Raw genomic sequence first — 25,681 nt, 5'->3', positions numbered from 1 at the left:
TTTGCGCTTCTTGTTTCATTAGTTTCATTTTATATTGTTACCTGTTTGGAGCTGCATTGCCAAAGGTAGCCAGACACGCATCTCTCCTTCACCCCTGTTCCCCCACAAATGGTATGGGATCATCCGCCATTTTTTTGGTGCATATTCTTCTGACAGCGGCAGGTAGAGTGCTTCTTGTCCCCATCTTTGACTTTGAAAACCAGCAACATCTATTTCTAGTGTCCTTGGCAATAGCTTTTGACTCTCTGTTATAGTGAAAGCTACCGAATCAATTGGGATTCGACACTGAGAAATGCCTTTCCCGTTGTCCGACTCTTCTAAACAATAGACAAAGGGTCCCCGCTGAATAGCTGCTTGATTGATATCTTGCGTTACCAATGGATTGGCGCCTAGCATCTGAACCGGCTGTTGAAATGTGATTCGAGCCGTCACTTTTGTGCTCGCTTCAAAAATAAGTGCTTGATCCGTTTCATGCCATACTTGTTGGCTATCAACTTGAAAAGACTTAAGCCATTTTGGTTTATAGATGATGATTTTCTGCGCAATCCCACTGTAATTGATCGTCATTTGATCGTCAAATGGAAAGTCACCTATTTGTTCGATGGTAAATTGATTGGTCCGTTTTAGATGACTTGCGACAAAAAGGTTGATAAACAATGTATTTCCTTCTTGGGTATAAACAAATCGTTGCAAGGCACTGATCATCCGTGCAAAGTTTGGCGGACAACAGGCACAACCTAACCAATCTGGGCGTTGGGTCTTCACGTGGCCTTTTCCAGGGTTATGACGACAACTTTCTGGCATTACTTCCAATGGATTCACATAAAAAAACTGTTTGCCGTCGATGGAGGCACCGGCTAGCACACCATTATATAACGCTTGCGTCAAAACATCTAAATAATGATGTTCTTGTGTCAATTTAAACATCTCAAATGAAAATTGGACCAATGCGATCGATGCACATGTTTCACAGTACATCGTATCATTTGGCAAATCATACGCACCAATAAAAGCTTCGCCATGAACAGTTCCACCAACACCGCCTGTTATATACATCTTTTTATAGGCAATATCTTTCCAAATCGCTTCGCAAGCCGTTATAAGTGCTGAATCCTTTGTATACTGGGCAACTTTTGCCATACCGCTAGCCATATAGAGCAGGCGAACGGCGTGGCCTTTAGCTTCCCGTTGATTTTTTGGCTGGTCATAGGCTTGCAAGTACGTTAAGTCAATAGCGGGTTGTTCAGCGGATAATCCCAACGCTGCATTTTCAGCAATTTCTTGTTCATAAAAATCTGGATTTTCGCCTCTAACTTCTAAGAAAAAGTCTGCCAATGCCAAGTATGTTTCATTATCCGTATGCTCATACAACCGCACTAGTGCCAATTCTATTTCTTGGTGGCCATCTGCACCTTGGATTTGATTGGCTTCTCGTCCAAAATACTGCATGATATTTCGGACGTTTTTTTCAGCGATCTCCAGAAGCTGTTTCTTGCCTGTCGCCAGATCATAGGCAATGGCTGCCTCAACCAAATGTCCTGCGCAATACAATTCATGGCTAAAATACAACTGTCGATATTTCAACTCCGGACGGGTCAATTGAAAGAACGTATTCAGATAGCCATCCTCTTCTTGGGCTGCAGCCAACAATTCAACAACTTCATCTATGCTATCGATCAGTGCCGAATCTTTTTGATTGACCAAGCTATATGCAGCTGATTCAAGCCATTTATAGACATCACTGTCTTGGAAAAACCAGCCAAAGTGTGTTCCTTCAGTCTGCCTAGCTGCTATACGAAAGTTTTCTAATGCGTGACTCTTGCCGGCGGGTAAAGAATCATCTTTTCGTTCTGCTTGTACATCGATATCCAAAGCATCATTTAGTACTTGATACTGATAAGGAATCGTTTCTTCTCTCACGATTCTCTGATAGTTTCGCCAAAATGTATCCTTCAATGTCACTTCATGTAAGTCAAATTCTTTCATGATCTCACCTTTCTTGGTACGTTTTTTTTACCATCACAGAAAACCCTGCATCACCATCTACAATATGTTGGCCATCTTCTCTCATGATTTCTTGCCGATATAATTGGCGGTATGCTTTTGGTGTCAGCCCCTTTTTCTTCTTGAATGTATTGGAAAAGTGCTGACGGCTATTGAAGCCGGATTGTATAGCAATTTCTATGATTGGCAGTTGACTATTTGCCAACAAAAAAACAGCTTGTTTTAAACGTTCCTCTGTTATGAATTGTCCAACACTTATGCCCATCTGGGCAAAAAACAATTGGTGCAAATACGCTGGTGTAATCCCGATTGCTGTTGCAATATCCCTGACCAGCAAAGATTGATCATATTGCGCTTGAATAATGGCTATTGCTTGATTCACATATTTATTACCCAAGGCGGAATTTTTTGCCCGTAAGCATACAATCAATTCCATCATCATCCGCTTAAATTGCAAGGCAACACTAAATTGATTTTCTTCTTTATTCATTGTCTGACTATTCGTAAGAATCAATAGTTGGATCAATGATGTCAATGCTTGACCAAAATGCCGAATATCTTTACTTATCACACAAGGAGAGGAAACTGCTTGTTCAGAAAAAAACGTCTTGGCAACACTTTGGATATCTTCTAACCCTATATCAGTTGGTTGATTTTGTAAGATAAATTCAAGATTCAATAGCGTGCAGGGCGATCCCTCTTCTACTTGCAATGCATGTTTTTGATTCGTTGCGATGCACACAAAATCATTCGGTCGCAGCGCCAAAACTCTATCTGGAAGGTAGACTTTACACGCGCCTTCAGTAACGAACATAATTTCATAAGCAGCATGTTGATGCAAATCCATGTCAAAGTAGTCTAATGCAATACTATAAAAAGCAGTGATTTTTGCGTAATTGTCAAGGCGACCAAACATTCCTTCAACTCCTCTAAAAAAAGAATGATGATTTCTTTCTTTTCATCTATTTACTATATAAAACTTTCCATCTCTCTCTTCACCACTGCCTATAATGACCCTATGAAAAAAAAGGAGGAAGAACATGTCATTTTTAGATTATGCAAAAACACCACCTATGGGATGGAATTCTTGGGATTGTTATGGTGCTTCTGTGACTGAAGCAGAAGTGATTGCCCATGCCGATTTTATGGCAGAACATTTACGACCTTATGGATGGGAATATATCATTGTAGATATTCAGTGGAGTGAACCTGAGGCCAAATCGACCCGCTACAACGATTTCTATCCGTTGACTATGGATGCCTTTTCTCGTTTGACGCCTGCCGAAAATCGTTTTCCTTCCGCCAAACATGATAACGGTTTCAAATCATTAGGCGATTACATCCATCAGAAAGGTTTAAAATTCGGCATTCATATCATGCGAGGGATCCCTCGTCAAGCCGTCCACCAAAATACAGCAATCAAAGGTACAACAGCACGCGCTCGTGATATTGCGCTAAATTCTATATGCCCTTGGAATGCTGACATGTATGGCGTAGATGTTTCTTTACCTGAAGGGCAACTCTACTATGACTCATTGCTTGAACTTTATGCGTCATGGGGTGTTGATTTTATCAAAGTAGATGATATCGCAGATTCAAGACTTTATGGTGATGCCCACCTAGCAGAAATCAAAGCGATTCGACAAGCAATTGACAAAACTGGACGTGAAATCGTGCTTTCTCTTTCTCCCGGACCAGCTGCTTTGAAAAATGGCAGTTTCTTTCAAAACCATGCCAATATGTGGCGGCTGACAGACGATTTTTGGGATCATTGGGATGCGCTTTATACGATGTTTGATCGTGCATCAGAATGGGCACCTTTTATTCGTCCAGGCAATTGGCCCGATTGTGATATGCTGCCTTTAGGCCATATTGGGATTCGAGCCGTTGACGGTGGCGGTGGTGATAATTGGACACGATTCACCAAAGATGAACAATACCTTTTGATGACGTTATGGACCATTTGCCAATCGCCTTTAATGTTTGGCGGCACTTTGCCTGATATTGATGATTTCACACTACATTTATTCACCAACGAAACAGTTTTAGAGATGTACCAAACCTTAGATACCCAAAGAGAAATATATCGAGATGACACATGGATCATTTGGCAAGCAACAAGCGCTGCTGCGACATACCATGCCATCTTCAACGTGGGGTTAGACACGCAGCCATTCCCTCAAACATTGCAACAGCATTTTTCGATCGATAAGGGCCTTGATTGTTGGCGACAAAAAGAATGTCATCTTTCAGAAACAGAGATCCCCTCTCACGGTGCTTTACTACTAAAAAGTACAACATGAGGACTAGAAACTGTCAATATCATCATTCACGGTGTCACTTAACATCTGTCAAAAGAGTCATCCCTACTCATTGTTTCTTCGTTATATCAGCTAGACAAAGGATCGTTAACGCCGTTCTTTGTCTAGCATTTTTTTCTTATCGACCACAAAAACAATATCTATCAGTTATTTTAATATAATCAATCAATGAAATAATTGCTAAAATTGACACTTTTTCCCAATAAATGAATATCCTTGCGCGTTCATACCAGATAAGCATAGTTCCTTCTTGTCATTAACTTGCTCAAAATAGGCTGAAAAAGTTTGTCCCTGCCATAAATAATTTTCACCATTTTTTTCTATCTTATCAATGGTTATATGTTGTGAATGTGTCACTTCTGAAGTAGCATCAAACTGGATCAGTTCCCACTCACCCACTATTTCCGCTGCCGTTGGTTTTTCAGTATAGGACTGTTGAAATGTCATGGCAGATACAACAGGCCAGCCGGTGTTCAGCCAAAATAACTTGCGGATGTTTAAATAAAAATCATCACTGAAAGGTCGTCTTCGCGCATGATGGACCAGATACATGTCACCGTCTGTATCTTGAAAAATTGAATTATGTCCAGGAGCGTATACTGTCGCCACATGAAGAAATTGATAACTTCCTAAAATTTTTGTTCCTATCTCCGCAGGGTCCTCCTCTTGATCAGTCATCACATTCCCTCGCCAATCAAGATAAGGTCCTGTGATTTCTTTTGCCCGTGCCACACGGATATGATAAGAATCATGTAAAGAATCAAACGAAACAAATAGATAATACATATCTGTTTGAGGATGATAATGAATAAACGCACCTTCAATGGCAGTGTCCACAGAAGTTGGCCGGTAAGCAATACGCTGATCATATCCTGACGCAGTCATTTTCCCCGTCTCTTTGTCAATCGGCGCAAGATAAATCCCATCAAAAAACGACCCATATACTAGCCATTGTTCTTTGTCCCGATCCGTCACGATGTTCGCATCGATGGCATTATGAGCTGCCAGTGCTGGAGAGGTTTTGACGATCTCCCCTTGATCGATCCATGGGCCTAAAGGATGTGGTGCAGTGGCCAATCCAATAAAAGATGTGGTACTGCCAAATGTAGATGCAGAATAATACATACGAAATGTTTGCTGATATTTGATAACTTCTGGTGCCCACAATCCTTGTGCATGGCTCCAATCAACAGCACATACTGGCATTTCAGAAAATGCAGTTGTTTCAAATTGCCAATGCACCAAATCCTTGGAACTGCGAATAGGGATACCCATCGTCATCGGTTGTTGTGTATCGGTTGAAAACAAATAATAGATTCCTTCATGCTCAATGATCGTTGGATCATGCACCCCATTTATACCTTCCATGTCATTTTCTCCTTTTTAAAAAAATAAAAGAGTCCTGCGACACGAATCAAACGTAAAGAAGCCGCTTAAGGATGCTTCACACTTGGATTCTTTTAGCCACAGTCCTCTTTGTTATCGCCAGTTTCCCACAGGACAATCCTTGTGGGCTAAGTTTGCCCTGAATTTGTAAAAGCACCCGCACTTACTGCAGGTATGATTGATACGCAAGGGACAGCCTTCGCAGATCGCTATTCGGCGAGCCACTACTTCAGGCAATGCCAAATCTATTTCCATCTCTAACTGCTCAGCAATCAACGCGTCAATGTTTTCACTGGCTGCCGCTGCTGTATCTTTGATATCGCACCCTTTGCAAGTCATTTTACAGGGACAATGAGATCGTGAGCACACTCATCGGCGGTACGGTCACTGACAGTTGCGCTTCATCGACCTGATACGCTTGAAATGCTTGGATCGTCACAGTATCCGGATGATCAAAATCATTATGGGCATTCATCGTATGTCCAGCGATGTAACGCGCTTCTTTGACTTCTTTGATGGCTGACTCTAATGTGAAGGACAGTGCTTCAGTTGCCGTGATGTCAAAATTACAAATCGATACATGCAACGTGTTCTCTTTTTTAGAAATCGTATACGTGATGTGCTCACCATGGTTTCCATGGCTTTCGATTCTTTCAGCATCTTGGTGGACTTTATATAAATCGAACACATGATAACTCGGCGTTTTCACCATCTGATCACCATCTGTCAGGATCATTGCTTGTAATACATTCACGGTTTGCGCGATATTCGCCATATGAACACGTTCCGCATGTTTATGAAAAATATTTAGTGTAATCGCAGCAACCATCGCATCGCGAATCGTGTTTTGCTGATATAAGAATCCAGGATTGGTTCCAGGTTCGGCACTAAACCAAGTCCCCCATTCATCCACAATGATGCCGACGCGTTTTTCAGGATCATATTGATCCATAATAGCACTATGGCGGGTGATCAACTCATCCATATACGCTGCTTTTTCGCAGGTGACACCCCATTCCGCCTCATCGAAGTCCAAAGCACTGCCTTTTTTCTCCCAGCCTTGCGGATGGACATAGTAATGCAAACTTAGACCATCCATGAGCCAATGGGCATTCTTCATTAATGTTTCTGTCCAATTGTAGTCATCCACATTGGCACCGCCAGCGACTTTATAAATTTTTTGATCACCATATTGACGGACATAGGTTTGATAACGTCGGTATAAATCCGCATAATACTCAGGACGCATATTCCCGCCGCAGCCCCAGTTTTCATTCCCAACACCAAAAAATTTCATTGGCCAAGAAGCATCATGCCCGTTCTCTCTTCTAAGATCGGCCATTGGTGAAATCCCATCCATCGTGATGTATTCGACCCATTCAGACATTTCTTGCACAGTACCGCTGCCGACATTCCCATTCACATAGGCATCACATTCAAGCTGCTTCACCAATTCAAAAAATTCATGCGTCCCAAAGTGGTTGTTCTCCGTCACGCCGCCCCAATGGGTATTGACCATCGTTTTGCGTGCTTCTTTTGGGCCAATTCCATCTTTCCAGTGGTACTCGTCAGCAAAACACCCGCCTGGCCAGCGCAATACAGGGATTTGAATATTTTTTAAAGCCTCCACTACATCTATTCGCATGCCATTTTTATTTGGGATTGATGAATCTTCCCCTACATAGAGTCCTTCATAGATACATCTGCCTAGATGCTCAGAAAAATGGCCGTAGATGTATTTACTGATGGTGTTTCCTGATTTAGTGTTTAAGATTTTGATTGTCATTCCATCACCTTTTCCTCAGATTTAATGTTTGGTACAGGTTCACCAAAAACTGGGAAACCTGCTTCATCCCACGTAAAAACTTGAGCGATTGCATGTCTATTCGGATTTGCTAAAGGATCACCGGTTTGATTTTTTTCTGGACGAGCATGGTAAATCAACACATCTTCTCCCTCATTATTCTTAGTGAATGAGTTATGCCCAGGTCCATACTGTGCATTTCTTTCAGAAGTTTTGAAAACTGGATCTACGTTTTTGTGCCAAGAAAAACCATTTAGCAGATCAGCATTTTCCTCTGCCCAAAGAAGCCCCATAGCATAGTTTTCATCCGTTGCACTACCGGAATAAGTGATAAAGACTTTATTATTCCTAATAATCACTGCAGGACCTTCGTTGACCATAAACCCAATTTTTTCCCAGGGATATTCCGGAATAGATAGTAGTGTCTGCTTGCCTTTCAATGTCCATGGATCAGCCATCTCTGAGATATACAAATTTGAATTACCCGGTATGCGAGGATCTTGCTGTGCCCAGACATAGTATAATTTATCTCGATGCTCGAAAACCGTTGCGTCCAAACTAAAACTTTCAAACTGAGTCACTACTTGCCCTTTTTCAGTCCATTCCCCCTTGAAAGGATCAACGTGATTATTTTCAATTACGAACATCCGATGATGATGCTTCTGATCCCTTACCTCAGCGTCATCACTCGCGGCAAAATAGATATACCAGCTATCGCGGATGAAATGTATCTCAGGCGCCCAAATCAATTGGCTTAACGGTCCTTCATCATGTGCGTACCATACGATTTTCTTTTCTCCATTCTCTAATTCATTTAGAGATTTTGCTCTACGTATCTCTATCGCCTGATATCCTGGGACAGATCCTGTAAAATAATAAAAACCGTCTGTGTGTAAATATACCCACGGATCTGCACGTGTATGTACGATTGGGTTTTGCAATTGCTCTTTTTCTGTACTAATTTTCGACATGTGTCATCCCTCATTCTTCACAATAAATAATGGAATACCTGACTCTGAGGTTCCCGTAAAAGTCATTACTTGTTTATGCTGATTTTCATCCCAACATGAGATAAATTTTCCTTTATAAACAACTTCAGAAATTTCGACTTCAGCATCATATTGGCTGTTCTCATCAGCGATTTTCCAGTTACCTGAAAGATCGCCTGTAATTTGACCATTTTTTGATAGCTTGATGGCCTGCGGTGTACTTGCTTCATCAGAAATTAGTTTATTAAAGATCAGCGCACTATAATCGCCAACTACTTGGGCCGGAGTGTAATCGTTAATGACTTCTCCTGCATAACGTAAAGGGGCAATAACTGGCCAACCGGCTTCTGTAAAAAACATTTGATGGACACGAACAGAATGATACTCTCCATTGTCTGGAAATCTCGTATGGAAAATCATATAGTATTGTCCAGTTTCTTCGTCAAAATATGTTGAATTATGCCCAGGAGAAATATATCCATTCCTTTCCTCAATACCTGAATAAACAAAGTTTCCAATAAGTTTTTGTCCAAAATTTTGAATGCTTCCATCATCAAATAATGAACCATATTTTCCTTTAACATCACTCATCATATGGCCTTCGCTATCTTCATATGGACCATCTGGATTCAAGGATCGAGCTACACGAACATTGTATCCGCCATCAGCATCTAAGCCACCAAATGATGTAAACAAGTAATAATATCCTGTCTGATCATTGTATTGAATATACGGTGCCTCGATCCTACTGTGATTCCCACCTAATAAATGGGTACCATAGGTATCTCTATCTTTGGGTAATCCTGTTTCATCGTCCATTTCCAAAATATAAATACCACCTGAATAGGAACCGTATACCATCCAGAGCTTATCATCATTGTCGTAAAACACATGGGGATCAATAGCATTAGGGTGAATAGCGGCATTATATTCTTCTCCGAATTGGGGTGAAGTTCCCGAATAAAGAAATGATTCAATCTTTTCATATGGACCATCAACATTATCTGATACCGCCACACCTATAACAGATAATGGAGATGCCCCTTGGCATAAGCAATAATACAGATAAAATTTACCATTTTTAAATTGTTGAATATCACTTGCCCAAAGTGTATCTGTTTGGGCATAAGAAAAATCTTCTGCTAATTCTGCACGGATATCCTTGAAAAGTTGATCGTCGGATACTGAATTTGAGATTTGTTGCCACTTCATTAGATCCTTTGATTGTGCAAATTGCATATGTGAACCGATAATATAAAACATGTCATCACTCTTGATGATTGAAGGATCGTGGACACTCACATCCTCAAACTCAGGATCCTCTAATTTTTGTGCCACCGATGCAGATTTACAACCAACCAATAACAGCATTAATGGAATAGAAGAAAGAAGTATTTTTTTGATCATATTTTCAATAACCCTTTCTTTTGATAACCATTGTATAGACACCTATATGTGGTATATAAAAACAATGATATTGCTATAAAGAAAAACCAATGATACGCCAAGCTAATGATCGCAAAAGTCAGAATAAGCAAAATGCAAATGATAGATTCTCCAATCAAGACTAAGGGACTCATTAGTGCAAATACTGCTTTTTTCCACCATATCTCTGTGCTTCGATCGTCAATAAGAATGCTATTTATTAAAACAAGAAGGACATATGCTAGCAAGATAAGCAGCGGCCATTGGAAAACCGCTCTCATCATTTGGTCTTTCTGAATAAATAGTAATTCCAAATAAATCGTGGAAACTACTATCGGAAATAATAAAACTCGCCATTTGCAGGTCTTAATCGTTTCTACATAATAGTGACAATACAGTTTGAAAACACCAACGTATGAATAATAACCCGTAAACAAATCTGACTTTTCGAATAATCTGATCATAGCCGATGTACTTGGTACAAGACCGATAAAAAACAAACCTAGTATCAACCCTAGTAGCCAAAGTATATTTAACTCTATCAAAAGGACCAACACATTTAGCCATTTCATTGCTCTCTCAAACATGACCTCACCCTTTCATTCCTGAAAGTGCTACTGATTCGATAATTTGTTTCTGGAAAATGATAAAAACAATCAAAACCGGAAGTAAAGAAATAACTGAAGCTGCCATAATCAATGGATAATCAGTCTGAATAGCATAAGCTGCATTTAGGTTGGCAATAACAACTTGCAGTGTTTGTTTTTCGGGGCTATTTAAATAAATCAGTGGTGCTAAGTAATCATTCCATGCGCCCATAAACCAAAGAATGAACTGCGCGGCAACTGCTGGGCGAATAAGCGGAAAAATCAATTGAAAGAATGTTTGAAGATAACCAGCTCCATCTATTTTCGCCGCCTCAACGATTGAGTCTGGAATATTTGATAGGTATTGTCTTAAAAAGAAAATCATAGTAATATTTCCAAACATACCGGGCACGATCAAAGGAAGCAACGTATCTACCCAACCGATTTTTGAAAACAACATAAATTGAGGAATCATCACTGCTGGATAAGGAATCATTAAGGCAGCTAGGAGAACTAGAAAAAGCAAATTTTTATGTGGCATTCTAAGTTTTGCAAATGAAAATGCTGCTAAACTAGATGTCAAAGTACCTACGATAGTCACTGAAAGTGACACAATCACTGTATTTTTTATACCTGAAAATAAAGTATCTAACTCCACTAGTCGTTTATAGGCATCAAATTGAATTGGATCTGGAATCCATTGAGGGGGTAATTGAAACACCCCAGCCTTGTCTTTAAATGAAGTTGAGATCATCCACAACAACGGACCGACCATGATAATTGCCCCTAGGGATAGAATCAAAATGATCAGTACGTGACTTACTTTAATTTTTTTCATCTTTTCCCCTCCTAATCCAATGTATAGCTTGAGCGATTATTCATATAGAATTGAAATGCTGTGATTGCAAAGACTAAAATAGCCAAAATTAAAGCCATACTACTTGCATAACCCATCTGCCAATTCTTAAAGGCTTTCTGCCAAATATACCAGACTACAGTTGCACTACTATACTGTGGCCCGCCAGTTGGTGTCATAATATTGATTTCAGTAAATATTTGCGAGCCACCAATAATATTTGTAACAACTAAAAAGAATGTAACTGGCTTGACCATCGGCCAAGTAATATTTCTAAATTTTTGAAATGAGGAAGCACCGTCTAATTCTGCTGCCTCGTAGAATGTTTTGGGTACACTTTGGATAGCTGCTAAATAGAGCAACATTGAATAGCCTAATCCTTTCCAAACCGTCATGATGATAATTGCTGGTTTTACTGTGGAAGGATTTTGAAGCCAGTTCGGACCATCAATACCAAATATATCCAGTACTTGATTAACTAAACCAAAATCACCATTATAAGCCCATTGCCATAGAATGGAGATAGCAGCCAAAGAAGAAATAACTGGAATATAATAAATGGTTCTAAAAATGGTTGTGCCTTTGATCCCACGACTCAGTGCTGATGCTAACATAAAAGATAAAAGCAATCCTATTGGTATACCTAACATTAAAAAGACTGTATTAAACATCGTTTTATAGAAATACTCATCTCTAAAAAGCTTTTGAAAATTTTCAAAACCCACAAAATTCATTTGTCCCAATCCATTCCAATCAGTAAATGCTGCATAACCCGAATAGACTAACGGAATTAAAGAAAATAGAATAAATCCAATCACAGGAAATAGTACAAATAAAAATGCTACTTGATGTTCTTTGGCATAAAGACTACTTTTCTTTTTACGTTGTTTTATTCCTACTTTTTGTTCCATTAAACGTCCCTCCATAAAAATCTTTGGGGCCACAATGTTTGTGACCCCATATAAAACTATTTTGCTGTTTCCTGTTGCTGAATCGCTGCATCCAACTTATCTTGCATCTTCGGCTGAACTTCTTTTACATAATCTGCCGCAGTTTGATCACCGTCAAGAACAGGTTGAATATTAATGAAGAATTCATCATACCATTCAGCGTTGTAGGTCGTTGCAGCAGGCATTGCTCGGCCATAGTCTTGCACAATATCAAGAAATTCTTGTTTGTTATTTGGTACACTTTCAGTATCGGATGCCCATTCTTCAGCCATATCGATCAAGTTAGGAATTTGAATTTGTGCATCGACTAATTGCTGTTGTCCTTCTTCAGAAGCACTTAAATATTCTACAAGTTTCACTGCTTCTTCTGGATACTCCGTTTTACTTGCTACACCAATACCTAAAGACCCAACATAAGTCGCAGATTCTCCGGTCGATCCTGCTGGCCATGGAATCAGATCGTATTCAAAATCTAAGCCAGCATAGGTACTCATATCCCAAGGTCCAACAGGGAAGAAGGCAATCTCTCCATTCATCCATCTCTGATAAGTATCTAATGTTTGAGCATCAGAAATCGACGGGGTCAATTCATGGACATTTTGTAAATCAGCAAACCATTGCAACGCTTCAGCAAATTCAGGTGTATCAACAGTGACCGTGTCTTTATCTTCATTGATCCAATCAGCTCCGTTGCTCCAAGCAAAAGCTTGCAAACTCCAGTTCACATTAAATCCAGTTGCCCACTGATCAACTTTTCCATCACCGTCTGTGTCTTTCGTTAATTGTTTAGAAACCTCTACAAATTCATCCCACGTGTAAGGCGTATCTATATCAGGCAAATCAATACCGGCTTCTTCAAACATGGCTTTGTTGTATCCTAAAGCAAAAGGACCTACATCTTTTGGTAATCCATACAAAGCACCTGTTCCTACCTTTTCACCATCATATCGATAACTATTCACACCATATTCCCATACATTTGAAAGATCAAAGTCTGAGTTTTCAATCTCATCCGTAATATCAAGTAATACCCCGTTGTCCACATATGCCATCAAGTTTCCTTGTTCAATATAAAAGACGTCGGGCATATTTCCGCCGGAAATAGCTGCTTGCAGCTTTGTTGCGTATTGATCTGCATCAGTCGCTATAATTTTAACGCTTACATCATTCTCGTCTTCGAATTGTTTGATTGCAGTTTCATAGGCTTTTTTCTCATCTTCACCACCCCGAAACATAAAGGTGATTTCTTTACTGTCGCTTCCACTGCTACTACTGTTGCTATTGCTACTCCCACAAGCACCTAATACCAAACCACATAAACCTAATACTGAACCTGAAACAAGCATTTTTTTGATATTCATCTTTTACATCCTCTCAGATTTTTACTTAGTATAACTTTTTTATCTATTTATTATTTACTACTTCCTTGAACAAACCTTTGATAAAAAACAATCCTAATGATGACAATCAACAAATAATCTTAAACTAAACATTTACCTAAACAAATTAAATGAAGTTATGTTTGCAAACACTTTCAATTTACAACTAAATAATACATTACACTGTAAACGCTGTCAACAATATTTTGATTAATTATATCAACTTAATCTATATATTAATTAATACAAATGTTAACTAAAAGAAACAAAACCAAGTCTATTTACACATATTAGCAAATATGTTAACATTCAGGTAAATAAGAGTGTTAGATTCCTAGGAGGTGCGAAAATGCAATTAGAAATCAATCAGGAGGCATTGCCAGTATACGAAGCTTTAGCGAGCAGTGTGCGCATTAAAATTATCCAGATGTTAGCCAAAAACAAAATGAATGTGAAAGAGATTGCTCAAGCTCTAGGCTTAAGCAGTGCCATTATCACTATGCATATCAAAAAATTGGAAGAAGCAAACATTATCAAGACAGAACGAATTGGGCAAAAAAAGATTTCCAGTTTAAGAGTCGATCATATCGATATCAACTTCCCTGAAAAAATCTTTAACGCTTTTGATACGAAGGAAACCGTGATTCCTATTGGACACTATACAAATTATGCGGTGGAACCGACATGTGGGCTGGCAACTTTAGCAGGCTTTGTTGGACCGGTAGACGAACCTAAATACTTCATGGATCCAAATAGAATGGATGCAAGAATTTTGTGGTTTACAAAAGGGTTCGTGGAATATCAGTCCCCTAACTTTCTAGCAAATGAAGAAAAACTAGAAATGATGGAGATTTCGATGGAGATCTCATCCGAGTTTCCATTTTCTAATAACAATTGGCCATCAGATATTACTTTTAGTTTGAATGGTGTGGAGTTAGGTACTTGGACGAGTCCCGGGGATTTTGCCGATATTCGCGGTAAGTTTACCCCAGATTGGTATCCCGATAACTTGAATCAATATGGTCTGCTCAAAACGATTCGTATCATGGATCACGGAACCTATATGGAAGGAGAGCCGCTATCCAACATCACCATCAAAGATATTCCGGCATATGAAGATACTTGGCATCTCAAACTAGAAGTCAAAGAAACAGCCACCCATATTGGCGGCTGTACCCTTTTTGGCAAAGGATTTGGCAATTACGATCAAGATATCAAACTAAAAATGTTTTATAGTTGAGGCATCAAAAGAGCCGCGAATGACCAGCAATATGTGCTGATCATTCGCGGCTTTGTTTCATCTTGTTATTTCTTCAAATGATAACTATACGTACTTACAATAATATTTTCCCGCCATGACAATCTAAACCGTAATCGCAGACTCGTCTGGTTATGCAAAATATTTTGCCAGCGGTGTTTCGGTACAAACTGAGGAATGATGACCGTTGTCGTATAATTGTGCTTGGTCGCATTCCGGCTGACCAAATCTACATAGCGAATGATTGGATTTTCAATCGAGCGATACGAAGAATGGACGATCGATAGACGCACATCAGGAAAGTTTTGCTTGAATTCTTGTTGGATTTCTTTTTCTTTCTTGACATCTTCATCCAAAGAGACGTGCATCGCAACAACATAATCCCCAATAGATTGTGCATAGTTTAGGGCGCCAACATTCACGCGGGTCACATTCCCTACCAATACGATCACCGTATTGCCTTCATAGGCGTGCAATTTCCCTTGTTTTTCTAAACGCAATTGCTCTGCTACATTCTTGTAATGGTCATGGATCTTGTAAAAAATAAACAGCAAGATCGGCATGATAATGAAGAATGGCCAAATATCATTTAGTCGATAGACGAACAAGATCACGATGATCGCATAGGAGATCAAGGCACCCACGATATTCGCCAAAGACTTGAAGAACCAGCCTTTGCCTTCATTTTTCCATTTCACGACCATCCCAGTTTGTGACAGTGCAAAAGGAATAAAGACCCCAATCGAATAGAGGGGAATCAAACGCTCTGTTGATCCTTGAAAGATAAACAATAGGACGATCGAACCAGCCGCTAAAGTAATGATCCCGTTAGAATAGCCTAGTCGATCCCCACGGTCTTGGTACATATGCGGCATATATTTATCTTTTGCCAAATTGAATGCTAATACTGGGAAAGCGGAGAAACCGGTATTGGCAGCGACTGCCAAAATCAAGGCAGTGGCAAATTGTAAAACATAATACATGATGCCATGTCCGAAAACAGCGGCACCGATTTGCGATAGGACGGTCACTTCAGTTTGCGGCACAATGCCGTACCAGTAGTTGATAAATGTGATACCGACAAAGAAGAAACCTAAAATGGCAGCCATGATCGTTAAAGTCGCTGCTGCATTTTTTGCCCGTGGTTTCTTAAAGAATGGGACTGCATTACTGATGGCCTCTACACCAGTCAGCGAAGACGACCCGGAAGAAAAGGCTCTTAAGATCAATGCGACAGAAACGCCAGGTATTACAGCACCAGGCAACGCTGTAGCATTTAAAGGTTGGACACCTGTGATGATATTGAATAGACCAACGACAATCAGTATCGTGATCACGGCAATGAAGGTATACACTGGGATCATCAAGAACGAGGCGGATTCCCTCAATCCCCGAAGATTCATCATCATGATCAATAAGACGATCACGATCGAAATCCCTACTTGATGGCCATACAATGCTGGAACCGCCGAGGTGATGGCTTCTGCCCCCGCTGAGACGGATACAGCCACTGTCAACATGTAGTCGATCAGCAAAGAGCCCCCTGCGATCAAGCCGGCATTTTTGCCCAGGTTTTCACTACTTACGACATAGGCGCCGCCCCCGTGAGGATACGCATGGATGATTTGGCGGTACGATAAAGTCAATGAAATCAATAAAATAATCACAAATGCAGCGATTGGTAAGGAATACCAGATGGCAGCTGCTGATAAAGCGACCAGCACGACCACGATCTGCTCGGTCCCGTATGCGATCGAAGATAACGCATCGGAAGATAACAACGCAAGGGCAGCTGTTCTCGTCAATTTCTGATCATCATTTTCAGCAGATTTCAAAGGACGTCCGACCAACAAACGTTTTAAATAGTCCACTTCATTTTACACTCCTTTTTCATGAAAAATATACGATGATAATACCATAAAAACTATAATAAATATTGAACGATCAAGATTGTATGCTACGCCTGAAAACAGGAAAAGTCAATGAAAATCAAATGAAAAATACAACGTAAAATGCTCTTCTTTTTTTTAGAATCCAGCTTAAGATTGAAGAAAAAGCAGATAGAACAAACGGCTCTATCTGCTTTATTGTTAATGGAAGAAATGACTCTCTTTTGATATGTCACTCAATTTTTTCGACTTCTCACTTACGTAAGGTGAAACGAGTGTACCGACTATCCCAAAGAATAAGAAGATACAAATCAATATGATAACTGGTGCCCATACATTTGGCCAGTAGATCCCCCCGGCTGATTCTCGCAATAGATTGACAGCATGCGTGAATGGCAACAAAGGATTGATAAATTGGAAGAACTTCCCAGACACTTGGATGGGGTAATTCCCACCACCTCCGGAAATCGATAATACCAAGATGATAATGGCAATTCCTTTCCCGAGGTTACCGAAGAGTCCGGCTAAAACATAGACGATCATCATAAATGCCAATCCGACAAGCAGGGCAAAGAGCACGCTATAGACAGGATTCCGCACATCAACACCTAAGAGAAACATATTTCCTAACGTAACGATCAAACTTTGCGCTACCGCCATCGTTAAGAAAGTCATCATTCTCGCGACAAAGGTTTCTCGTTTGGTAAACCGTTGTTTGTCTTTCTTATCTAAATGATACTCTGTTGTAGCAACACTTGACAACAATAATGCCCCTACCCATAAACACAATGCGGTGTAAAACGGTGTGCTGGCTGAGCCATTGTTGGCGATTGGATAGATTTCATTGGTTTCCAAATCAACCGGTTGTTTGAAGAATTCAGCTTCTTCTGTAGCATCTAGTTTCAATAGCTTGATGATATCCCCTAAATCCACTTCGCTTTCGCCTTTGCGGATCGCATCAGCAGCTTTATGAATGCCAGATTTGATATTTGGCCAGTCGTTGTTGATGAGGTCCACCGCAGCGTCTAAGGCTTTTTCAACTTCTGGCAATTTTTCATCGACCATATCCATCGTAGAGGTGATTTCCGCCTTTACGGTAGGCCAATCATTTTGCAAGAAGTCCGCTGCGATACCTAATTTATCTTCAATGATCGGTAATTCATTGTTATACAAATCCGCCCCTTTATTGATGGCTGCAACGATCTCGTCCATATATCCATTCAACATTGTATTGGCGTCATGTAATTCTTGCTTGATCGCTGGCAATTCTTTTTGGTATTTCTCCAAAATCGATACAGCATTGCTGACAACTGTTTTGGTAGATGACAACAAAGAATCGAAATCAATATCTTGAGCTTTTTGCAAGACATCTTCGGCGGTGGTGATCGTAGTGATCAATTTGGTGAGGACATCATTGATCGTGTTTGTAATAGAAGATACATCAATACGATTCAGTAAATTACTGATGTCTTGTGCAGCTGCAGTTATTTGGCTAAGGTAGTTCTGAATATCGTCAATTGACCCATTTTGTACCAAATTGTCTAGCGCACTCAAGCGCGTAGATAATACACCTAATAAGTCTTTGGCATTGCTCAATTGATCAATGATTGTTTGTAAATCACTATTGTTTCCAGCCTCTTGGATTTTGGTCATGAACGCAATCAAAGAATCTAAAGCTGTTTGCTGTTGTTGGATATTTTGCTGGAAATCAGCAATCACATTACGTATGGCGGTCCGTTCCTCATCTGTCAGCTCATTATCCGCCAACGCTTGATTGATGGTGTCCGTCAGACTAGCAGTGGTCGTTGCGACTTGGCTGATAGCATCAATCGTCACCTGCACACTGCTAGAGATACTTGGCAACGCATCTTGCAGCTGTTGGGCACCTTCTTTTGTTGCAGAAGCAAAGTCGGCTGCTTGATCACCTAAGTCTTCGATCTCCGGCAACGCGGCTTGCACTTGTTCGATGATTTGCAGGCCTTGTTTGGCTGTATCGATCCCGTCGGTCATCGTACTAGCAATATCGTCAAAATCTTCATCGATCATTTTTAGTTGTTTGCCGGCATTTTGGATCTCTGGAATTTTTTCTTGCAATGTCAAAATAATGCTGGCTTCTTTTTTCAAAGTAGGCATTTTGTCATTTAATGCAATCAGTTTATCGCCCATCGCATCGACTTCTGGGATATAATCCGTAAATTCTTCCGCTTTGGCAATCTTGTCTTTGATTTCTGGAAATTTGTCATGCAGTGTGACGATCTCTTGCGTATAGCCATCGATCGTATCCAGATTTTCATCGGTATCCAAAATCATATTTTTCACTTTATTGATGCTGATCAGATTAGAATCAATATCATACCCAATCTCGTTAAAAACCTTTAGCAGGGTGGAACTCGCGGTTTCAATGAAGTTCTGAGAAATCTCCTCTTGCAAACTGCTGGCACCCTTAGACGTGATTTTAGGTGCGATGGCATTGATTTTTTCATTGCTGTAATATTCGATCGTTGGTTTTTCGATCGTTCCGCTGGTAAAACTGATCAGATCTTCTGAAAAATCTTCTGGCAAGTAGATACCCGCGTAATATTCACCTGATTTGACCCCTTCAACGAGGGCATCTTTTGAATCAACGAAACGCCAACCTAGTTGCGTATTGTCATGTAAGGTATCTATGACTTCATCACCAATCTTGATTTGCGTTCCTTCAAATTCTGCCCCACTATCGGCACTATAGACCGCGATCGGCAGTTCACTTGTATTGCCGTAAGGATCCCACAAGGCTTTGATATTGAACCACGCATACAGCGAGGGCAAAATCATTAATGCAATAATCAAAAAAGCTGCGATTGGATTGGAAAAAATTCGTTTCCAATCTAGTTTATATAAATAAAGGACATTTTTTATCTTCTTCATTTCTCTTCCCCCACTATTCGTCATCGAAGGATAATTTACCATGTTTTTGGCTTCACGCCAATGACTATGATCGGCTATCGAATTGCATTTTGACAAAAGACCCTTTTTGTCAAAATGAAACCCCTTTACTTTTTGATCTTATTCTGATAATCATTCTCTTTTCTTTAACTTTACCATGAAGCATGAACCCACACCGAATGATATGACTTTGTGTCGAAAGTAAATAAAAAAATGCCTTCTCCCTATCAAGAAGGCATTACGATTAAGGATCAAAGTTGATCGGCTTGCAGCAGATCATAAACAAACTGCAGTGAGTCCGTTTCTGCATACAGATTTAATCCTGCTTTCTGTGCTTCTGTATACGTTGTCTGAAAACTTTGGTCCGGGATCAATACAACTTCGATTCCAGCCCGTGTGGCGGCCAATGCCCCTAATAAAGAGTCTTCCATGACCAATGCTTGCGCGGCCGTCTTATCCGCAAGTGCCAACGTCCGCACATAGGGTGCTGGATCTGGCTTATGGGCGGCTACATCATCGCCGAAAGTCAGATAGTCAAAGCACGCGAGCAGATCAAAATGAGGCAGCAATTTGGCTGCCCGTTCTTTCATCGTCGACGTTGCCAGTGCCGTGATAAACCCTTTTTCTCTGGCCAACAGCAGTGTCTCTTTGGCATAGGGCTTCATTTGCAAGGTCCCATTCATCAGCTGTGCTTCGATGAAGCCTTCTCGCTCCGCGCGAAGTGTCATGACCCGTTCATGCCCGCCAACGACCTGTGCCAATTGATCCGCCGTCTGCTGCCAACTTTGTCCCCTCCAACTGCTGATGTCTTCTGCGGATAAAGGAATATTGTGGTCTTTAAACAACGCGAGCCAACCATCAAAATAAATTTTTTCGGTATCTAACAATAACCCATCTAAATCAAAAATCAGTAATTCTTTCATAAGCACCCCTTTGATTGATTGTGTCTTACGACATATCGCGATTTTTTTCTGCAGCTGTATGGACTGCTTGGATCACCGCTGCGCGCAGACCGTTTTCTTCCAACGATTTGACCGCTTGAATCGTCGTCCCGCCAGGAGAAGTGACTTGATCTTTCAAGACCCCTGGATGCTCTTTGGTTTCTAAGACCATTTTAGCGGCACCCAGCACAGCTTGAGAAGCAAATGCATAGGCCATCTCCCGAGGCATTCCTTCAGCAACTGCCCCGTCTGCCAAAGCTTCAATAAACATGTAAGTATAGGCTGGAGAAGAACCGCTCACACCTATCACCGCATCAATCATGCTTTCTGGTACAACAGCAGCTTTTCCCACGCTTTCAAACAACCGCAGAACAAATTGGGTATCTTCTTCCGTGGACATATCATTGGGGCTGATCGAAGACATTCCTTCACCTACAAGCGCAGGTGTATTCGGCATGACCCGGATAATTTTTTGGCTGCCTAGTGCTGTGGTCATTTGGTCGATCGTTACACCAGCGGCAATCGATACGATCACATGGTTTCTCGTCAACAGCGGTTGCAATTGTGGCAATAAATGGGCAAAAACAAAAGGCTTGACCGCTAAAATCAACACTTCTCCATACGCTGTGGCCTCAGACAATGTGGTGGTCCCTTGAATCCCTGTTTCAGCCTCCAATTGCTGCAATGTCGGTTCATAGCGATGGTTATAGACCAGAATTTCATTTGCGGCATACAACTCTGATTTGATCAACCCTTTGATAATGGCTTTTGCCATATTTCCAGCACCGATAAAGGCGATTTTTTTCATTTCATCACGCTCCATTTCAATTTGATTGTACCTTTGTTTTGCGAAAAAAGCCCAATCAGAGATTAGGCTTCAAATTCAATCATGTAAGGATGTAAGGCAGTATTATAGATTCCCTCTGTGTATTCTACTACCTCACCTTGCATATCATAGGATTTCCGAATACGCTTCAATGCGGATATTTCTGGTGTGATCATGAATTTTTGCTGCTCCGTTGTCAAGGTAACACCAACGAAGGCGTCTTCGAAGCGATCAATGATCATCCGATGCTCGTCTAATAACCGATAGAGGGATTTTTCTTCCAATTCATCGATCGACGACCCTTTAAGCTGGATCGGCAAGTGGTATTCATAATAAATAAATGGCTGGTGATCAAAGTAGTACAGACGTTTTAAACGCATCACATCTTTGCCCATCAATGGATAAGCCGGATGATCAGGGGATAAGCTTACTTGGGTAAATTCAATATTTCTTTTCGTATATTCTTTGCCGGTTCTTTCTAACAGCTGACTGAAAGTCGTCCCTTTTGACAACCGATTGTAGGGGCGATTGCTTAATACTGTTGTTCCTCGCCCACTACGTTTTTCGACATACTCATCAGCAGCCAATAGTTCGATTGCTTTACGAACCGTGATTTTACTTACATTGAAGACAGCCTCCAACTCGGTTTCTGTCGGTAAAAATGAGCCGATTGGATACTTGCCCGAAAAAATATCTTCTTTGATTTTATCGGCAACATCGCGGTACAAAATATGCTTGCGCTTCATGATTCCTCTTGCCTTTCTTTACAGGTATTTGGATACAGCATTTATTCCTCAAATGGGGGGATTTCTTCGGGTTGTGGTTCGATCAAGACTTTTCTAGGTTTGCTTCCTTCAGATGGTCCAACCACACCTTGGGCTTCTAATTCATCCACTAGACGCGCAGCGCGATTATATCCTACCCGAAACCGTCGTTGCAATAAGGACACGCTTGCTGTTTGCATATCGATCACCAACGCTTTGGCTTCTTCAAACAACTCATCTTGCGGTTGACCGCTAGTACTGGTATTCGTTTCTTCTTCAGTGACCATCATTTTCTCTTCATAATTGGCTTCTTGCTGATCCGTCACAAAGGTAACGATTCGTTCGACTTCATGATCGGAAATAAAGGCACCTTGGACACGGATTGGCTTGTTCTCACCCATCGGCAAATACAGCATATCGCCGCGACCCAGCAATTTCTCCGCACCGTTGCTGTCAATGATCGTCCGAGAGTCGACCCCGCTGGAAACGGCGAAAGCCATCCTTGAAGGAACATTGGCTTTGATGATTCCGGTGATGACATCGACACTAGGCCGTTGTGTGGCCAAAATCATATGGATACCGGCGGCCCGCGCCATTTGCGCTAAACGAATGATTGCATCTTCCACTTCATTGCTGGCCACCATCATCAAGTCCGCCAATTCATCAACGATCACGACAATGAAAGGCAAGATTGGCCGATTTTCACCATCTTCTAGATTCTTGTTAATGACCAATTCATTGTAGCCGGTAATATTTCTTACGCCTGTCGCTGCAAATTTTTCATAGCGTTCTTCCATTTCTTTGACGACTTTTTGCAAAGCTTGCGCGGCTTTTCGCGGATTGGTCACGACAGGTGTCAACAGGTGAGGGATGCCATTATAGACATTCAGTTCAACCATTTTTGGATCAATCATCATCAATTTGACTTCATGGGGTTTGGCCCGCATCAAAATACTAGTAATGATTCCGTTGATTGCAACAGATTTCCCGCTCCCTGTCGAACCTGCAATCAGCAGATGGGGCATTTTCGTCAAATCTGCGGTTTGGACACGCCCTGAGATATCCCGTCCTAAGGGCACTTCTAATAGTTGATCTGGATGATCTGGCTGGGCATCGATCACTTCTCTGAAAGAAACCATGCTTATAGCGCTGTTTGGCACTTCGATCCCAATCAATGATTTACCCGGGATCGGTGCTTCCATCCGCACATCTTTTGCGGCAAGTGCCAGAGCGATATCATCTGTCAAGCCAACGATTTTGCTGACCTTGACACCGACTGCTGGTTGAACTTCAAATTTCGTGACTGCCGGCCCAAGACTGGCTTTGACGACTTTGGCATCGACACCGAAACTTTGAAACGTTGTTTCAAGAACACCAATATTTTTTTCGATTTTTTTGTACTCACTGCTTTGATCAGTTGCCGGAATCGAATCCAATAATTCCGCAGAAGGCAACTCGTAATCTCGATTCTCCGCTTCTTCTGAGATTTCGAATTCCAATACTTCGCCATCGTCGTCTAAAATTTCGCCATCCTCATTGACCCGTTTACTCGGTTTTGACGTGCCTGCAGGATGTGGTGCATCTGCCATCTCTGATGCCGCTGCGGATGTGCCAGTTGCTTTAGGGACTTCTTGAAAATGATCGATCGGCACAAAACTCAATTGTTCCGGTTCGAAGGTGTCCGTTGTTTGGGCTTGTTCTGCCTTGGCTAACTTTTCCCCTTCAGTCATTGGACGCACTTGATTCTTTTCTTTGATTTCTGCCAAAACAGCCGCGCGTTCCGCTTCTTTCTTGGCTTGTCTTTCAGCCGCTTTTTCAGCTTTGCGGGCTTCTTTCTGCGCTTGTTTTTCAGGAGAGCCCTCTAGGAAACGTTGTAAGCTGTCCCCTGCCGTTTGTAAATGATCCAATAATTCATGGCTGCGCATGTTGCTGAACAAAAAGCCGCCAACCAGCATCAAAAGAACAGCTATGATATAACTGCCAATTTGAGAGACAAGGAAATAACTGCCATTATAAAGCAACGCACCGGTCATTCCACCCCCAACATTCTGACTCACTTGACTGCGGCGAATATCCCCTAGCAAAGTCATCCATGTGGTTTGCAGTACATTTGTTTGTTCACTGATCACATTCCCAAAAAGATGGGCATGCAAAATAATCAATAGACCAAGATATATCAGTAGACAACCGATAATCCGCCGAAATTGCTGAAATTTTGCTTCAGTGGTTTTGATAGCTAACCAACCGCCATAAGCCGCTAATGCGATACAAAGAACCCGATAGGTATTGCCGCCAACGATTCTAAAGCCATTGGCAATCAGCATCCCCAAAAAGCCTAAATGGAAAAAGCCAAATATCGAAAACAAGATAAACAATAAGCCGACGCCGACCAATACTAATTTTTCTTGTTGTTGCTGCTGTTTTTTTGTTTTGCGTTTCTTCGCGCGTTTCTTTTGCGCCATGTCTATCCCTCTTTTCATCTTTATCTATTATAACGAAAAAAGAAGGCGAACAAAAGTTTTCCTGTGAGAATTTTTTAAGTCCCGCAAAATATTGAAGAAAACTGCCTATTCGTTACGTACACCAACATCGTACATACCGAATAAGCAGCAATTTTATGCTATAGAGAAATAGAACAACTAGCTGCCATCAATTTTTTCACGTTTGCTTGTCTTGATATCAAGAACGAGCGGAATAGCATCATGATTCTCTCATTTTCCCGATAATCCTTCAGCCTGCATCATGTCTTGTAAAGAGATCGTTTCTCCAGAGAGTTTTTTTAACGCTTCCGATCCGGTTTTCACATCAAAGATGTCTTCATTTATTTCTGTTAATGCGTGTTTCATGAATATAGATAAAGGTTGACCGGTTAAAGCAGCATAATTTTGAAATAATGCCTCTTCTTCGTCATTCAATCTTATTGTCGGTACGCGCATAGTCAATCCCTCCCCTTAGCCCTATATCTATTGCACGCATGTAGTACAAAAATCACTGCATCACATATATCTATCAGAACTGGTTATCTCATGTGCAAAAGGATAATTCAGTGCGCCATCAATCCCACAATCTATGTCAATCAATGCTTGCAGCAGCAGTTTGGTGCGCTTATTTTCCGAAATGATTTTTTTCTTCTTGACGATCTGATACGCTTGATCAAAATCCTGTAATGTCATATAAGCGTCCTTAAGTAATATATAGTAAAGCAGAACAAATTTTTCTCTTTCTTTAGGGAACAACTCAATCAGTAAACACGTGACTTTTCTCTGCTGTGATTCCCCATAAGGAAAAATAAAGTCGGAAAATTCATTGAAGGCTTTTTCTCTGGCTTTATAGGATTTAGATTGTTGGCGCATTTTCAATAGAAATTCATGCATAGA

Annotated in this window: 21 protein-coding genes; 2 read left to right on the top strand and 19 right to left on the bottom strand. The window is 40.9% G+C overall.

The genetic code is table 11. From position 1 onward, the window contains the following. Nucleotides 1-24 precede the first annotated feature (24 nt). Together AEQ18_RS08320 and AEQ18_RS08315 are read right to left on the bottom strand one after the other, a co-directional pair. Nucleotides 25-1,986, bottom strand: a complete 1,962-nt coding sequence (locus AEQ18_RS08320; protein WP_054115868.1) for a glycoside hydrolase family 127 protein — start codon at nucleotides 1,984-1,986, stop codon at nucleotides 25-27. Nucleotides 1,987-1,990: 4 nt separating this feature from the next. After that, nucleotides 1,991-2,920, bottom strand: a complete 930-nt coding sequence (locus tag AEQ18_RS08315) for an AraC family transcriptional regulator (protein ID WP_054115867.1) — start codon at nucleotides 2,918-2,920, stop codon at nucleotides 1,991-1,993. Between the two features lie 124 nt (nucleotides 2,921-3,044). Between AEQ18_RS08315 and AEQ18_RS08310 the strand changes: the two genes are divergently transcribed. Beyond that, nucleotides 3,045-4,307, top strand: coding sequence for a glycoside hydrolase family 27 protein (locus AEQ18_RS08310; RefSeq protein WP_054115866.1), 1,263 nt, complete (start codon nucleotides 3,045-3,047; stop codon nucleotides 4,305-4,307). 198 nt (nucleotides 4,308-4,505) lie between these two features. On the opposite strand, the gene AEQ18_RS08305 is transcribed toward AEQ18_RS08310, so the two are convergent. The 9 genes from AEQ18_RS08305 to AEQ18_RS08270 form a co-directional block, all read right to left on the bottom strand. After that, nucleotides 4,506-5,693 carry an arabinan endo-1,5-alpha-L-arabinosidase gene (locus tag AEQ18_RS08305; RefSeq protein WP_054115865.1) on the bottom strand — a complete coding sequence of 396 codons (1,188 nt, stop codon included), beginning with the start codon at nucleotides 5,691-5,693 and terminating at the stop codon, nucleotides 4,506-4,508. A 111-nt stretch (nucleotides 5,694-5,804) separates the two neighbouring features. Then, nucleotides 5,805-6,050 (bottom strand): DUF6171 family protein, encoded by a 246-nt coding sequence (locus AEQ18_RS15425; RefSeq protein WP_082348626.1) that lies wholly within the window; start codon nucleotides 6,048-6,050, stop codon nucleotides 5,805-5,807. 1 nt (nucleotide 6,051) lies between these two features. Further along, the gene (locus tag AEQ18_RS08300; RefSeq protein WP_054115864.1) at nucleotides 6,052-7,497 is read right to left on the bottom strand and encodes an alpha-N-arabinofuranosidase; all 1,446 of its coding nucleotides are present in this window, start codon (nucleotides 7,495-7,497) and stop codon (nucleotides 6,052-6,054) included. Beyond that, nucleotides 7,494-8,486 (bottom strand): glycoside hydrolase family 43 protein, encoded by a 993-nt coding sequence (locus AEQ18_RS08295; RefSeq protein WP_054115863.1) that lies wholly within the window; start codon nucleotides 8,484-8,486, stop codon nucleotides 7,494-7,496. The genes AEQ18_RS08300 and AEQ18_RS08295 overlap by 4 nt, the downstream gene beginning before the upstream one ends. 3 nt (nucleotides 8,487-8,489) lie before the next feature. Then, a complete protein-coding gene (locus tag AEQ18_RS08290; protein WP_054115862.1) occupies nucleotides 8,490-9,911 on the bottom strand; it encodes a glycoside hydrolase family 43 protein in 1,422 nt (473 codons plus the stop codon). Then, a complete protein-coding gene (locus tag AEQ18_RS08285; protein WP_235505517.1) occupies nucleotides 9,908-10,501 on the bottom strand; it encodes a DUF624 domain-containing protein in 594 nt (197 codons plus the stop codon). Before AEQ18_RS08285 ends, AEQ18_RS08290 begins: the two co-directional genes overlap by 4 nt. Nucleotides 10,502-10,520: 19 nt before the next feature. Continuing rightward, nucleotides 10,521-11,354, bottom strand: coding sequence for a carbohydrate ABC transporter permease (locus AEQ18_RS08280; protein WP_054115860.1), 834 nt, complete (start codon nucleotides 11,352-11,354; stop codon nucleotides 10,521-10,523). An 11-nt stretch (nucleotides 11,355-11,365) separates the two neighbouring features. Beyond that, nucleotides 11,366-12,283 carry a carbohydrate ABC transporter permease gene (locus AEQ18_RS08275; protein ID WP_235505511.1) on the bottom strand — a complete coding sequence of 306 codons (918 nt, stop codon included), beginning with the start codon at nucleotides 12,281-12,283 and terminating at the stop codon, nucleotides 11,366-11,368. A 56-nt stretch (nucleotides 12,284-12,339) separates the two neighbouring features. Then, entirely contained in the window at nucleotides 12,340-13,683 is a 1,344-nt protein-coding gene (locus AEQ18_RS08270; protein WP_054115859.1) for an ABC transporter substrate-binding protein, read from the bottom strand. Nucleotides 13,684-14,050: 367 nt separating this feature from the next. Here AEQ18_RS08270 and AEQ18_RS08265 point away from each other — a divergent pair, with 367 nt between their 5' ends. After that, the gene (locus AEQ18_RS08265) at nucleotides 14,051-14,941 is read left to right on the top strand and encodes an ArsR/SmtB family transcription factor (protein WP_054115858.1); all 891 of its coding nucleotides are present in this window, start codon (nucleotides 14,051-14,053) and stop codon (nucleotides 14,939-14,941) included. A 65-nt stretch (nucleotides 14,942-15,006) separates the two neighbouring features. Here AEQ18_RS08265 and AEQ18_RS08260 read toward each other — a convergent pair whose 3' ends face one another. From AEQ18_RS08260 to AEQ18_RS08225, 8 genes are all read right to left on the bottom strand, one after another. Continuing rightward, a complete protein-coding gene (locus AEQ18_RS08260) occupies nucleotides 15,007-16,830 on the bottom strand; it encodes an APC family permease (RefSeq protein ID WP_054115857.1) in 1,824 nt (607 codons plus the stop codon). A gap of 219 nt (nucleotides 16,831-17,049) precedes the next feature. Beyond that, the gene (locus AEQ18_RS08255) at nucleotides 17,050-19,755 is read right to left on the bottom strand and encodes a YhgE/Pip domain-containing protein (RefSeq protein ID WP_054115856.1); all 2,706 of its coding nucleotides are present in this window, start codon (nucleotides 19,753-19,755) and stop codon (nucleotides 17,050-17,052) included. Between the two features lie 269 nt (nucleotides 19,756-20,024). Next, on the bottom strand, nucleotides 20,025-20,696 hold the full coding sequence (locus AEQ18_RS08250) for an HAD family hydrolase (protein WP_054115855.1): 672 nt from the start codon (nucleotides 20,694-20,696) through the stop codon (nucleotides 20,025-20,027). 25 nt (nucleotides 20,697-20,721) lie between these two features. Continuing rightward, entirely contained in the window at nucleotides 20,722-21,522 is an 801-nt protein-coding gene (gene proC / locus AEQ18_RS08245; protein WP_054115854.1) for a pyrroline-5-carboxylate reductase, read from the bottom strand. 62 nt (nucleotides 21,523-21,584) lie between these two features. Next, nucleotides 21,585-22,286 carry a GntR family transcriptional regulator gene (locus AEQ18_RS08240; protein WP_054115853.1) on the bottom strand — a complete coding sequence of 234 codons (702 nt, stop codon included), beginning with the start codon at nucleotides 22,284-22,286 and terminating at the stop codon, nucleotides 21,585-21,587. Nucleotides 22,287-22,327: 41 nt separating this feature from the next. Continuing rightward, nucleotides 22,328-24,766 (bottom strand): DNA translocase FtsK, encoded by a 2,439-nt coding sequence (locus AEQ18_RS08235; RefSeq protein WP_054115852.1) that lies wholly within the window; start codon nucleotides 24,764-24,766, stop codon nucleotides 22,328-22,330. Nucleotides 24,767-25,015: 249 nt separating this feature from the next. After that, nucleotides 25,016-25,240: a type II toxin-antitoxin system RelB family antitoxin gene (gene relB, locus AEQ18_RS08230; RefSeq protein WP_054115851.1), complete on the bottom strand. Its 225-nt coding sequence runs from the start codon at nucleotides 25,238-25,240 to the stop codon at nucleotides 25,016-25,018. Nucleotides 25,241-25,300: 60 nt separating this feature from the next. After that, nucleotides 25,301-25,678 carry a hypothetical protein gene (locus AEQ18_RS08225; protein ID WP_054115850.1) on the bottom strand — a complete coding sequence of 126 codons (378 nt, stop codon included), beginning with the start codon at nucleotides 25,676-25,678 and terminating at the stop codon, nucleotides 25,301-25,303. Nucleotides 25,679-25,681 lie beyond the last annotated feature (3 nt).

It is taken from the genome of Enterococcus sp. RIT-PI-f, from assembly GCF_001297065.1.
Taxonomy (GTDB): Bacteria; Bacillota; Bacilli; order Lactobacillales; family Enterococcaceae; genus Enterococcus_D.
Note: the sequence above shows the minus strand (reverse complement) of the source record. Positions and strands in the feature narration are given on the sequence as shown.

Excerpts from the sequence above, each read along its gene's own strand:
- relB (WP_054115851.1), bottom strand. The coding sequence starts at position 25,240 with ATGCGCGTACCGACAATAAGATTGAATGACGAAGAAGAGGCATTATTT.
- proC (WP_054115854.1), bottom strand. The coding sequence starts at position 21,522 with ATGAAAAAAATCGCCTTTATCGGTGCTGGAAATATGGCAAAAGCCATT.
- AEQ18_RS08320 (WP_054115868.1), bottom strand. The coding sequence starts at position 1,986 with ATGAAAGAATTTGACTTACATGAAGTGACATTGAAGGATACATTTTGG.
- AEQ18_RS08300 (WP_054115864.1), bottom strand. The coding sequence starts at position 7,497 with ATGACAATCAAAATCTTAAACACTAAATCAGGAAACACCATCAGTAAA.
- AEQ18_RS08255 (WP_054115856.1), bottom strand. The coding sequence starts at position 19,755 with ATGAAGAAGATAAAAAATGTCCTTTATTTATATAAACTAGATTGGAAA.
- AEQ18_RS08290 (WP_054115862.1), bottom strand. The coding sequence starts at position 9,911 with ATGATCAAAAAAATACTTCTTTCTTCTATTCCATTAATGCTGTTATTG.
- AEQ18_RS08295 (WP_054115863.1), bottom strand. The coding sequence starts at position 8,486 with ATGTCGAAAATTAGTACAGAAAAAGAGCAATTGCAAAACCCAATCGTA.
- AEQ18_RS08240 (WP_054115853.1), bottom strand. The coding sequence starts at position 22,286 with ATGAAGCGCAAGCATATTTTGTACCGCGATGTTGCCGATAAAATCAAA.
- AEQ18_RS08315 (WP_054115867.1), bottom strand. The coding sequence starts at position 2,920 with ATGTTTGGTCGCCTTGACAATTACGCAAAAATCACTGCTTTTTATAGT.
- AEQ18_RS08310 (WP_054115866.1), top strand. The coding sequence starts at position 3,045 with ATGTCATTTTTAGATTATGCAAAAACACCACCTATGGGATGGAATTCT.
- AEQ18_RS08270 (WP_054115859.1), bottom strand. The coding sequence starts at position 13,683 with ATGAATATCAAAAAAATGCTTGTTTCAGGTTCAGTATTAGGTTTATGT.
- AEQ18_RS08305 (WP_054115865.1), bottom strand. The coding sequence starts at position 5,693 with ATGGAAGGTATAAATGGGGTGCATGATCCAACGATCATTGAGCATGAA.
- AEQ18_RS08280 (WP_054115860.1), bottom strand. The coding sequence starts at position 11,354 with ATGAAAAAAATTAAAGTAAGTCACGTACTGATCATTTTGATTCTATCC.
- AEQ18_RS08225 (WP_054115850.1), bottom strand. The coding sequence starts at position 25,678 with ATGCATGAATTTCTATTGAAAATGCGCCAACAATCTAAATCCTATAAA.
- AEQ18_RS08235 (WP_054115852.1), bottom strand. The coding sequence starts at position 24,766 with ATGGCGCAAAAGAAACGCGCGAAGAAACGCAAAACAAAAAAACAGCAG.
- AEQ18_RS08250 (WP_054115855.1), bottom strand. The coding sequence starts at position 20,696 with ATGAAAGAATTACTGATTTTTGATTTAGATGGGTTATTGTTAGATACC.
- AEQ18_RS08285 (WP_235505517.1), bottom strand. The coding sequence starts at position 10,501 with ATGAAATGGCTAAATGTGTTGGTCCTTTTGATAGAGTTAAATATACTT.
- AEQ18_RS15425 (WP_082348626.1), bottom strand. The coding sequence starts at position 6,050 with ATGACTTGCAAAGGGTGCGATATCAAAGATACAGCAGCGGCAGCCAGT.
- AEQ18_RS08275 (WP_235505511.1), bottom strand. The coding sequence starts at position 12,283 with ATGGAACAAAAAGTAGGAATAAAACAACGTAAAAAGAAAAGTAGTCTT.
- AEQ18_RS08265 (WP_054115858.1), top strand. The coding sequence starts at position 14,051 with ATGCAATTAGAAATCAATCAGGAGGCATTGCCAGTATACGAAGCTTTA.